Origin of the sequence: Amycolatopsis rhizosphaerae, assembly GCF_007713715.1 — a bacterium.
Lineage (GTDB): Bacteria > Actinomycetota > Actinomycetes > Mycobacteriales > Pseudonocardiaceae > Amycolatopsis_E > Amycolatopsis_E rhizosphaerae.
On the sequence record NZ_VJWX01000257.1, the window covers coordinates 1 to 10,072 of the forward strand.

Annotated in this window: 11 protein-coding genes; 1 reads left to right on the top strand and 10 read right to left on the bottom strand. The window is 69.8% G+C overall.

The window, feature by feature from the left end; genetic code table 11:
* Nucleotides 1-167 precede the first annotated feature (167 nt).
* From FNH05_RS22930 to FNH05_RS22970, 9 genes are all read right to left on the bottom strand, one after another.
* A complete protein-coding gene (locus FNH05_RS22930) occupies nt 168-512 on the bottom strand; it encodes a histone-like nucleoid-structuring protein Lsr2 (RefSeq protein ID WP_144590783.1) in 345 nt (114 codons plus the stop codon).
* A 141-nt stretch (nt 513-653) separates the two neighbouring features.
* A complete protein-coding gene (gene lysS / locus FNH05_RS22935; protein WP_144590784.1) occupies nt 654-2,165 on the bottom strand; it encodes a lysine--tRNA ligase in 1,512 nt (503 codons plus the stop codon).
* Nucleotides 2,166-2,328: 163 nt separating this feature from the next.
* A complete protein-coding gene (locus FNH05_RS22940) occupies nt 2,329-3,105 on the bottom strand; it encodes a type III pantothenate kinase (RefSeq protein WP_144590785.1) in 777 nt (258 codons plus the stop codon).
* The gene (gene panD, locus FNH05_RS22945) at nt 3,106-3,600 is read right to left on the bottom strand and encodes an aspartate 1-decarboxylase (RefSeq protein WP_144590786.1); all 495 of its coding nucleotides are present in this window, start codon (nt 3,598-3,600) and stop codon (nt 3,106-3,108) included.
* 39 nt (nt 3,601-3,639) lie between these two features.
* Nucleotides 3,640-4,521, bottom strand: a complete 882-nt coding sequence (gene panC, locus FNH05_RS22950; RefSeq protein WP_144590787.1) for a pantoate--beta-alanine ligase — start codon at nt 4,519-4,521, stop codon at nt 3,640-3,642.
* Complete coding sequence (locus FNH05_RS22955; protein WP_425458479.1) at nt 4,518-5,459, bottom strand: Rossmann-like and DUF2520 domain-containing protein; 942 nt, start codon at nt 5,457-5,459, stop codon at nt 4,518-4,520. Before FNH05_RS22955 ends, panC begins: the two co-directional genes overlap by 4 nt.
* A 96-nt stretch (nt 5,460-5,555) precedes the next feature.
* A complete protein-coding gene (locus FNH05_RS22960; protein ID WP_144590792.1) occupies nt 5,556-6,659 on the bottom strand; it encodes a PrsW family intramembrane metalloprotease in 1,104 nt (367 codons plus the stop codon).
* A 105-nt stretch (nt 6,660-6,764) separates the two neighbouring features.
* Nucleotides 6,765-8,276: a DUF6779 domain-containing protein gene (locus tag FNH05_RS22965; protein WP_144590789.1), complete on the bottom strand. Its 1,512-nt coding sequence runs from the start codon at nt 8,274-8,276 to the stop codon at nt 6,765-6,767.
* A 69-nt stretch (nt 8,277-8,345) separates the two neighbouring features.
* A complete protein-coding gene (locus tag FNH05_RS22970) occupies nt 8,346-8,807 on the bottom strand; it encodes a DUF3180 domain-containing protein (RefSeq protein ID WP_144590790.1) in 462 nt (153 codons plus the stop codon).
* A 52-nt stretch (nt 8,808-8,859) separates the two neighbouring features.
* On the opposite strand from FNH05_RS22970, the gene FNH05_RS22975 reads away from it, so the two are divergent.
* On the top strand, nt 8,860-9,798 hold the full coding sequence (locus FNH05_RS22975; protein WP_144590791.1) for a helix-turn-helix domain-containing protein: 939 nt from the start codon (nt 8,860-8,862) through the stop codon (nt 9,796-9,798).
* Nucleotides 9,799-9,819: 21 nt separating this feature from the next.
* Here the strand turns inward: FNH05_RS22975 and FNH05_RS22980 are convergent.
* Nucleotides 9,820-10,072: 2-amino-4-hydroxy-6-hydroxymethyldihydropteridine diphosphokinase (locus FNH05_RS22980; protein WP_186382688.1), on the bottom strand; the 253-nt coding region annotated here is incomplete at its 5' end.

Consider the following 10,072-nt stretch of genomic DNA (forward strand, 5'->3'; position numbering starts at 1 on the left):
CACTTATCCCGATCCACGGCGTCGCTTCGTGGTTTTCCGGCCACGATCGGTGTACGGACGCCGACTCGGTATCGACGACTAGAACCTTGTTCAAGAATGGCGACGCGAGCAGGGCCGCCGGGAAGCAATCCCGACGGCCCTGCCGACCAAGCGTTTACCGACGCGCTTCAGTTCTTCTTGTGGTAGGCCTCGACGACCTCCGACGGGATACGCCCACGGTCGGAAACCTGGAAACCGTTCTTGCGCGCCCAGGCACGAATAGCCTGGTTCTGCTCGCGGTCGACCGACGCCGAGCTGGCGGCGGGCTTCGCCGACGGGCGGCCCACGCGCTTGCGGCCACCCGAACGGCGGGCGTGCTCGACGTACTGGGCCAGCGCGTCACGCAGCTCTTCCGCATTTTCCGCGGAGAGGTCGATCGAGTAGTTGATCCCGTCCAATCCGAACTCGACGGTCTCGTCCGCCTCCGAACCGTCGAGGTCGTCCACCAGGGAGACCAGCACCTTCTGTGCCATCAGTTTCCTCCTGCTTTGAGCTCACCAGAATGTCCAGAGGCCGAACGCCCCGGTCCGAAGCCATTGACTAAGACATTAATACCCGGAATCGGGCCACAGTGCAAATCACCTTTGGATAGCCGATCGCGTTCGCCCGGGCGGCTATTCCGGCCGCACGAGCGGGAACAGGATCGTCTCCCGGATACCGAGGCCGGTCAGCGCCATCAGCAGCCGGTCGATACCCATTCCCACGCCGCCCGAGGGCGGCATTCCGTACTCCAAGGCCCTCAGGAAATCCTCATCCAGCTGCATGGCTTCGCTATCTCCGGCCGCCGCCAAACGGGACTGCGCGGAGAGCCTTTCCCGCTCGATGACCGGATCGACCAGCTCCGAGTAACCGGTGGCCAGCTCGAAACCGCGGACGTAGAGGTCCCACTTCTCCGCGATCCCGGCCCTGCTGCGGTGCTGGCGGGTCAGCGGTGAGGTCTCCAGCGGGAAATCGCGCACGAAGGTGGGCGCGTCCAGGTGGTCGCCCACCAGGTGTTCCCACAGTTCCTCGACGAGCTTGCCGTGCCCGAGTTTCGGGTCCACCTCCAGCCCGTGGGCCTCGGCGAAAACCCTGAGCTGAGCCACCGTGGTCTCCGGGGTGACCTCTTCGCCGAGCGCCTCCGAGAGGGAGCCGTACATGGTCAGCGAGGTCCATTCACCCGAAAGGTCATAAGGCGTGCCGTCCGCGAGCGTGACCTCCAGGCTCCCGAAGGCCGACTCGGCCGCCTCCTGGACCAGCTGGCGCGTCATCACCGCGTTGGTGTCGTAGGTGGCATAGGCCTCGTAGAACTCCAACATGGCGAATTCGGGCGAATGCGAAGAGTCGCTGCCCTCGTTCCGGAAGTTCCGGTTGATCTCGAAGACCTTCTCGATACCGCCGACCACGCAGCGCTTGAGGTACAACTCGGGCGCGATACGGAGATACAGGTCCATATCGAAGGCATTGGAGTGGGTGACGAACGGCCGGGCGGCCGCACCCCCGTGCAGGGTCTGCAGCATCGGGGTTTCCACCTCGAGGAACCCGCGCCGTTCGAACGAATTGCGCAGGGACCGCATCACGGCGGCGCGCGTGCGGACCACGTCGCGGGCCTTCGACCGCAGGATCAGGTCGACATAGCGCTGCCGGATCCGCGTTTCCTCGGCGAGCTCCTTGTGCGCGACCGGCAGCGGACGCAGCGACTTCGACGTGATCTGCCAGCCGTCGGCCATCACCGAAAGCTCGCCCCGCTTCGAGGTGATGACCTCGCCGTGGACGAAAACGTGGTCACCGAGGTCGACATCCGATTTCCAGGCCGCGAGCGACTCCGCGCCGACGCCTGCCAGGCTCACCATCGCCTGCAGTTCGGTGCCGTCGCCCTCCCGGAGCGTGGCGAAACAGAGTTTGCCCGTGTTGCGCAGGAACAGCACACGGCCGGTGACGCCGACGATCGCGCCGGTCTGGCTGTCGGCGGGAAGATCCGAATACTTGGCCCGGATCTCGGCGAGGGTGTGGGTCCGCGGAACCTCGACGGGATACGGCTCGGTGCCCTCCGCGACGAGCCGGTCGCGCTTGGCCCGGCGAACCCGCATCTGTTCCGGCAGGTCGTCATCGGGCACGGGACGCTCGGCAGCGGCGGGATCGGTCATGCCCATAGAGTACGAACCCACCGCTTCGCTAGGCCAACCGGATTACCTTTCGTGGCCTTCGCCGGGCCGCCGTGGTTCGAGCGCACGGACGAAATGGCGATGAGCACGCTAAATGTGATTGGCGACGTGATGGGGCCCACTTCTTGAACGTCGTTTTGGCACCTCACCGCAGTTGACGTTCGAACGCCAGGCGCAGGCCCAGCAGCGTCAGATCGGGGATGTGCTCGGTGATGGTCTCCGACTCCCCGAGCACCAGTGGCGCGAGCCCGCCCGTGGCGAGCACGGCGACCTCTCCGCTGTCCGGAAGTTTCGACAGTTCCTTCACGAAGCGCCGGACCAGGCCGTCGACCTGCCCGGCGAAACCGTAGAGAATCCCGGACTGCAGGCATTCCACGGTGTTCTTTCCGATCACCGACCGCGGCCGGACCAGCTCCACCTTGCGCAGCGCGGCCGCCCGCGAGGCCAGCGCGTCGACCGAAATGTCGATTCCGGGCGCGAACGCCCCGCCGAGGAACTCGCCGCGCGCCGAAATCGCGTCCACGTTGGTGGAAGTGCCGAAATCGACCACCACGCAGGCGCTGCTGTGCAGGTGGTGTGCGGCCAGGGTGTTCACCAGGCGGTCCGCCCCGACCTCGCGCGGGTTGTCCACCAGCAGCGGCACTCCGGTGCGCAGGCCGGGCTCCACCACGACCTTCGGCACCCGCGCGTAGTAGCGCGACAACATCACGCGCAGCTCCCGGAGCACGGCGGGCACCGTGGACAGCGCGCTGATCCCGGTGATCTCGTCCGCGTGGACGCCGAGCAGTCCGCGCATGGTCAGTGCCAGCTCGTCGGCGGTCATCTGCGCATCGGTGCGCATCCGCCAGTCGCCGACCAGCTCGGTCCCCTGGTAGAGCCCGAGCACGATGTTCGTGTTGCCGACGTCGATGGCGAGCAGCAACTAGTTCTCCGCGTGCAGCAGCGCGTCGAGCCGGGCCGCGTCGACCGTTTCAGCTCCCGGAAAGGAGGTTTCGAACGGCTGGGCGGCGGCGGTGGCCCCGCTGACCAGGCCCGACCCCTCGGGCGCGTGCGCCGCATCGGTACCGGCGTGGGCGATGTGGTTGTCCGCGTTGACGAACACGATCCGGGGCTGGAAGCTCACCGCCTCGGCCTGGTCCATCTGGGCATAGGAGATCAGGATGACCAGATCGCCGGGATGCACCAGGTGCGCCGCGGCCCCGTTGATGCCGATCACCCCGCTGTCGCGCGGGCCCGCGATCACATAGGTCTCCAGCCGCGCCCCGTTCGTGACATCCACAATGGACACCTGCTCACCCGGCAGCAGGTCGGCGGCCTCCATCAGCGCCTCGTCGATCGTGACCGAGCCCACATAGTGCAGGTTCGCCTGGGTGACGGTGGCGCGGTGGATCTTCGATTTCAGCATGGTGCGGTACATGACTCTCCCTCTCTGGTGAAAGCGCGCGGCAACGCCGCGTCATTCGCCTGCCGCGCCGAGCAGGACACCCACGTTGTCGATCAGCCGGGTCCTGCCGACCCGGGCCGCGACCAACAGCCGTGCCTCCCCATCGACGGGCGCCGGACCAAGATCGGTTCCCCGCAGTTCCAGATAATCCACGACGACCCCCGGCTTCGCCGCGAGCGTCTCCCGTGCCGCCGACAGCACCGCCTCGGCCCCCTTGCTGCCGAAATGCGCCCCCGCGGTCAGCGCGGCGGACAACGCCACCGCGTCCGCCCGCTCCTTCTCCGACAGGTAGACGTTGCGCGAGGACAGGGCGAGGCCGTCCTGCTCACGCACCGTCGGCACGCCGATCACCTTCACCGGAAGGTTCAGATCGGCCACCATCCGCCGGATCAGCACCAACTGCTGGTAGTCCTTCTCCCCGAAGAACGCGTAGTCCGGGCGCACGATGTTGAACAGCTTCGCCACCACGGTGAGCACCCCGGCGAAATGCCCCGGCCGGGCCGCGCCCTCCAACTCGTCCCCGAGCGGCCCGGGCTGCACCGTCACCGCGTGCCCTTCCGGGTAGAGGTCGGCCGCCTTCGGCGCGAACGCCAGTTCGGCACCGATTTCCGAGAGCGCCTCGAGATCCCGCTCCAGCGGACGCGGATAGGCCTCGAAATCCTCCCCGGCCCCGAACTGGAGGGGATTGACGAAGATCGAGGCACCCACCACCGTGCCCGGCAGCCGCTTGGCGCGGCGCAGCAGCTCGCGGTGCCCGGCGTGCAGGGCCCCCATGGTGGGCACCAGCGCGACCTTCCGGCCGACGGCGTGCAGTGCCGCCGTCACCCGGCCGATCTCGTCCGGGGTCTGGAAGGTGTTGAGCTGGCCGCGCGTGAATTTCGGTGAGGTGGTCACGAGTCTTCCGGTCCTTCGAGGAGTGTGGTGATTTCGGCGGCGTCGTCCCGGCTCAGCAGGCCGGCCGCCGAGGCGCGTTCCGCGGTCCGCCTGGCGAGCACGGTGTAGCAGTCGGTGGCGTCCGGCGTCTGGTCCGTCAGCACGTCCAGATGCTTGCGGACGGTGCCGGTGTCGCCGCGGGCCACCGGCCCGGTGAGGGCCCGGTCGCCGTGCCGGAGGACGTTGTCCAGCGCGGCCGACAGCAGCGGGCCGAGCATGCGCTCGGGGTGGGCGATACCGGCCCCGGCAAGCAGATCGACGCAGTCGGCGACCAGGGTGACCAGGTGGTTGGCCCCGTGGGCCAGCGCGGCGTGGTAGAGCGGACGGGCCGGCTCCGGCACCCGCACCGGCTCGGCGCCCATCTCCACGGTCAACGCCTCGCCGACGTTCCATGCCGCCTCGTTGCCCGGTTCGGCGGTCACTCCCACGGTACAGGCCGCCATCCGCTGGAGGTCCTCTTCCCGGCCGGTGAAGGTCATCACGGGATGCAGTGCCAGCGGAAGCGCACCGGCCTCCGCGGCCGGGCGCAGCACCGAAACCCCGTGCGCGCCGGAGGTGTGGATGACGATCTGTCCCGCCCGCCAGGCACCGGTCGCGGCGAGCCCCGACACCAGTCCGGCGAGGACGTCGTCGGGCACCGCGAGCAACACCAGATCGGCCGCCGCGACGGTCTCGTCCGGGGGCAGCAACGGCACCCCTGGCAGCAGGCATTCGGCCCTGCGGTGGGAATCGGCGGAAATCCCGGACGCGGCGACGACGGTGTGCCCGGCACGGGCCAGCGCGGCACCGAGCACGCTGCCCACCCGGCCCGCGGACACCACACCGACGGCGAGCCTGGCCGGCCGGTTCATGGCGTGCCCCGATGGACGCTCATGGCAAAGCTCCTCAACTCGTTCCAGTCCCACTCTTCCTCGCGGGTACCGGACGACGGCGCGAGAGTAGCCCGGACCTGCGGTTAAGCGCCGGGCTAGGTGACCAGCTTCACCCGGCCCGGGTCACTCGGCCCCGCCGCCTCCCCCGGCCAGCCGGACCGCTTCGGCGCGAGAAGTGTGCAGCATGGCGAGCAGTTCCCGCTCCCGGGCCGCAATGGCCCGGGCCCGGTCCCTGGTGAGGAATGCGAGCTGGGTCACGCTGGCCTGATAGGCCGCCACGGCCCTGGCCGCGCGCCTCCCGGACTCCTTGCGCGCCTGCCGCCGCCACGTTCGGCGGCCGGTGAGGCTCGACAGCAGTTCGACCTCCGAGGCCGCGATCCACTGCCGCTGCACCATCTTCGGCAGCGCGGACTCGATGATCCGCTGCTCCCGGCGGCGCTGGAACATCACCAGCAGCAGCACCGCGATGAACATCGGCACCATGATCAGGAAGTACACGTTCAGGAAGGTCTTCGCGCCGCCGAGGGTGGCAGCGCCGTTCCACAGCGCATGCAGGCAGACCGCGGCCAGATAACCGCCCAGTGGCGCCAGAATCCGGATGGCGCGGCCCGCCGCCCCGGCGGCGATCCCGATACCGATGCCGGTCAGTGCGGCGAAAAGCGGATGGGTGAACGGGGAGAGCACGCCCCGCAGCACGAACGCGGCGATCACCCCGGCGCTGGTCCCGTTGCCGAACCCGTACTCGGCGAAGGCCCGGCCGAAGTAGTAGATGTTCTCGGTGAACGCGAAACCCGCGGCGGTGAACCCGGCGTAGACGATCCCGTCGATGATCCCGTCGAACTCCTCGGACCGGCGCCACAGCACCGCCAGCACGAACAGCCCCTTCGCCGCCTCCTCCACCAGCGGCGCCGAGATCAGCGCGCTGACCTTGCTGCCCTTGCCGTTGCCCAGCAGGAGATCACCGACCGTCTCGGCGGTGTTGTTGATCAGCAGCGCGGTGACCGTCGCGATGCAGGCGCCCCAGGCGAACGCGAGCAGGAGCAGTTTGGCCGGTTCCGGTTCCCAGCGGTCCACCCACAGGAAGGCGGCGACGACAACGATGACCGGGATCAGCGCGGCAGCCGTTCCGATCGCGACCGCGAGCAGACCGACCCGGACGGTGGCCAGCGCCAGCAGGGTCAGGCCGCACACGGCGACCACGATGAGGCCGAACACGGGCAGCAGCACGGTGATCCTGCGGGGTGCCGTCACAGCGGGGAACTCTACGGTGACGCACCGGCGGTCCCACCGGCACCGCCGACGCCCGCGTCAGGCGGGCCTGGTATTGCCCGCTCAGTCGACGGCGCGACGGCGCCGGCGCGGGATCGCGTCGGTCTTCGCGCCGTGGGCGGCCAGCAGGTCGCTGACCGACCGTCCCGCGGAGTGCGAACCGGCATCCGGTTCCTCGGCCACCGGCTCCTCGACGGCTTCCGGCTTGGCGTGGCTTCCCGCGACGTGGCCCCCCTGCGCCTGCCACGACGGCTGTTCCCCGTCCGCGCGGTGCCGTCGGCCACTGGCCGAGTGATCGGCCGGTGCGGCGGGCGCGGCGGACGTCTCGGTCACGAGTGCCTCGGCGTCCTCGGCGGCACGGCGACGGCGGCCGCCACGGCGGCCCTCCTGTGCCCGGCGCCGAACCTCCTCGGGCAGCGTCGGATTGCTGACCGCGGCCTCCTCGTCGACCGCGACCGGCTGCGGCGCCTTGGGCGGCTCCGGCAGCGGCAGGGCCTGCGAAACCCCGGACGGCTTCGGGGCTTCCGGCGCGCGTTGCGGCGCCTTCGCCACCGGGGCCGGTTCCGCCGCCTGCGGGAGGAGGCTTCCCTCGTCTTTCGTGACGGCCGGGAGCCCGGCGGCCGTCCGCTCAAGGCCCTTGCCCTGCCAGCCATCGGCCCACTCTGGCTCGAGCGCCTTCGACAACTGGGTCGGCTGTTCCGCCGGGCCGGGCTTGGGCGGTTCGGGCTGGAGAGGCCGCTCCGGCGGGCCGAACGCGGGGCGGAGCGAGTCGGCCGGTTCCGGACGGCGCGGCTTGCCGGGCGGCGGTGAAACCGGTTTCCGCTGGCCGGTCTGCTCGGCGCGCGCCTCCGCGGCGGCCTTCGCCACGCTCGCGGCGGCACTGGACCGGACCACCCGGGTGGATTCGTTCTTCACCACGCGGCGAGGCGGCAGATCGAGGGAGCGTTCGGGCCGCCGGGGTTCCGGCGCGGCCGGGCGCGAGGCTCGGGCCGGCTGCTTCTCCCGGATGCGCTCGATCAGTTCGGTCGGACGATCGGCGGCGGCGACCTCCCTGGCGGGAACCGCGGTGATCTGCGCCCGTCCGCTGCTGGATTCGACGAGCCGCTTGTCCTCTCCCAGCGACCGCATGCGGGTCGCCTGCGCGGTCAGCGCCACCCGCTCGAGCAGCACTTCACCGCCGAACAGGGACTGGAGGTTGTCCCGCAGCGCCATCACCTCGGCGCGCAAGGCGTCGAGCTCGGCTCGGGACTGGTTCTCGGCACGGCTGCGCGACTCGGCCTCGATCTCGAGTTCGAACTCCCGCCGGGCGGCGATCTCCCGCTCCAGCTCCAGCTCGTAGACCTCCTGCGCCTGCGCGACCGCTTCCTCCGTGCTGGACACGTGTTTGCGGTACTTCACCGCGAGGAAGGCGCCGACCAGTGCGGCCCACAACGCGGCGACGATGCCGAGCCTCAGGTACCGGATGTCGTCGGCGAGAACGAGCGCGACCGTCGCCCCCAGGGCGAGAACCAAGCCGACGAGGAACCAGGGTCTGCCCGCAAGGCGGCCACGAGAGTCGTCACCTACGCCAGTCATGCCCAACACCGTACCCGCTAGTTATCCGTCTGAGACCTACTCGGTACTTCGAGCGGTCGCTTCTGATCGTTAACCGGTCCGGTGCTGATCGGGGTCCCGGTCACTGTTGTCCGGTGTCCGGCAGCAGTGTTCGAGCCACAACGCCCCCGCGATCAGTGCCGCCGCACTGGCCCCGCCGATGATCGCGGCGCGCACGTCGCCCGCGGCCGCGGTCACCAGAGCGGCCCGCGGGACCAGGGCCGCGAGCACGCCGAGCCACCCCCCGAGCATCAGCGCGCCGAGAAGCGAAGACGCTTTCGCCAGCGCCACCGCCCGGGCCACCGCGATCGCGCCGAGCAGCCGCCCGGTCCGGATGCGACCGCGGATGACGAACGCCAGTACGGCTTCGATCACGGCGAGCACGAGCAGCGTCGCCCCGGCGAACCTCGGCAGCGTGGGCAGCGACCCGTAGAAGAACTTGAACGCGACGTAGGCCGGCACGAGACCGATCAGCCCGGCGACCAGCAGTTCGCGGGGCCGAGTGAAATGCATACCGCCACGGTACCGTGCGAGGCTTGACTCTCCAGTGAATGGAGACTCCAGCATGGGCGGTGTGAGCAGGACGTTCACCATCGGCGAGCTGGCTCGCCGCACCGGTGTCCCGGTCAAGACGATCAGGTTCTATTCCGATGAGGGACTGCTCCCGCCCACCGACCGCACGTACTCCGGCTACCGCCTCTACGACACCCGGTCACTGGCCCGGCTCGAGCTGATCAAGACGCTCCGCGAGCTCGGCCTCGGCCTGGCCGAGATCGCACAGGTGCTGGCCGAAGAGGTCACCGTGCCCCGACTGGCGGCGCGGCATCTTGCCGCGCTCGACGAGCAGATCCGCCGTCTCCGCCTGCGACGGGCGGTGCTGCGCGCGGTCGTGAAACGAGAATCCGAGCTGGAGGAAGTGAAACTGATGAACAAACTGGCTTCGATGTCCGACGAGGAACGCGTGCGGCTGCTGGACGAGTTCTGGGCGGAGATGGTCGACGGGCTCACCGTCGACTCGGAGTTCTTCGCGGGTATGCGATCGGCGAAACCGGCGCTACCGGACGATCCGAGCCCCGAGCAGGTCGAGGCCTGGGCGGAGTTCGCCGAACTCATCCAGGACCCCGGTTTCCGGCAGGCGATCCGGGCGATGAGCGAGCAGCACGCCGCCGCCCTCGCCGCGGGCGACGAAATGCGCCCCCTGGACGAATCCCGGGAGAACTGGTTCCGGTGGAACGCCCGGGCCGAGGAGCATCTGAAGGCGGGCCTGGCGCCCACTTCATCCGAGGGGCGGGCACTGGCCGGTGAGATCGCGGGCGCCTTCGCCCGCGACGGGCAGAACCCGGACGATCCGGCCTTCCGCCGGGAACTGGCGGATCGGTGCGCCTCTGGCAGCGACGCACGCGCCGAACGCTACTGGCAACTGCTCGCGATCATGAACGGCTGGCCCCCGTTCCCCAGCCAGCACGCGGGCACAGAGTGGATCATCGCCGCGCTGCGCGGCTAGGAGGTCCGGTGAGGGGACCCCTCACCGGCACGGAGTCAGCCGCAGATCGGGTCGGGAGTGCACACCGGCCCGATCGGCCGCGGGCAGCGCGGCGAGCAGTTCGCGGACGGGGCCGTGGCCGGGCAGGACGGCGTCCGGTTCGATTTCGAGCCACGGGACGAGCACGCTGGCGCGTTCGGGCGTGCCGGGATGCGGCAGCAGCAGCTCCGGATCGTCCGAGGTGACCCCGTCGACGGTCACCACGTCCACATCGAGGGTGCGCGGCCCCCAGCGA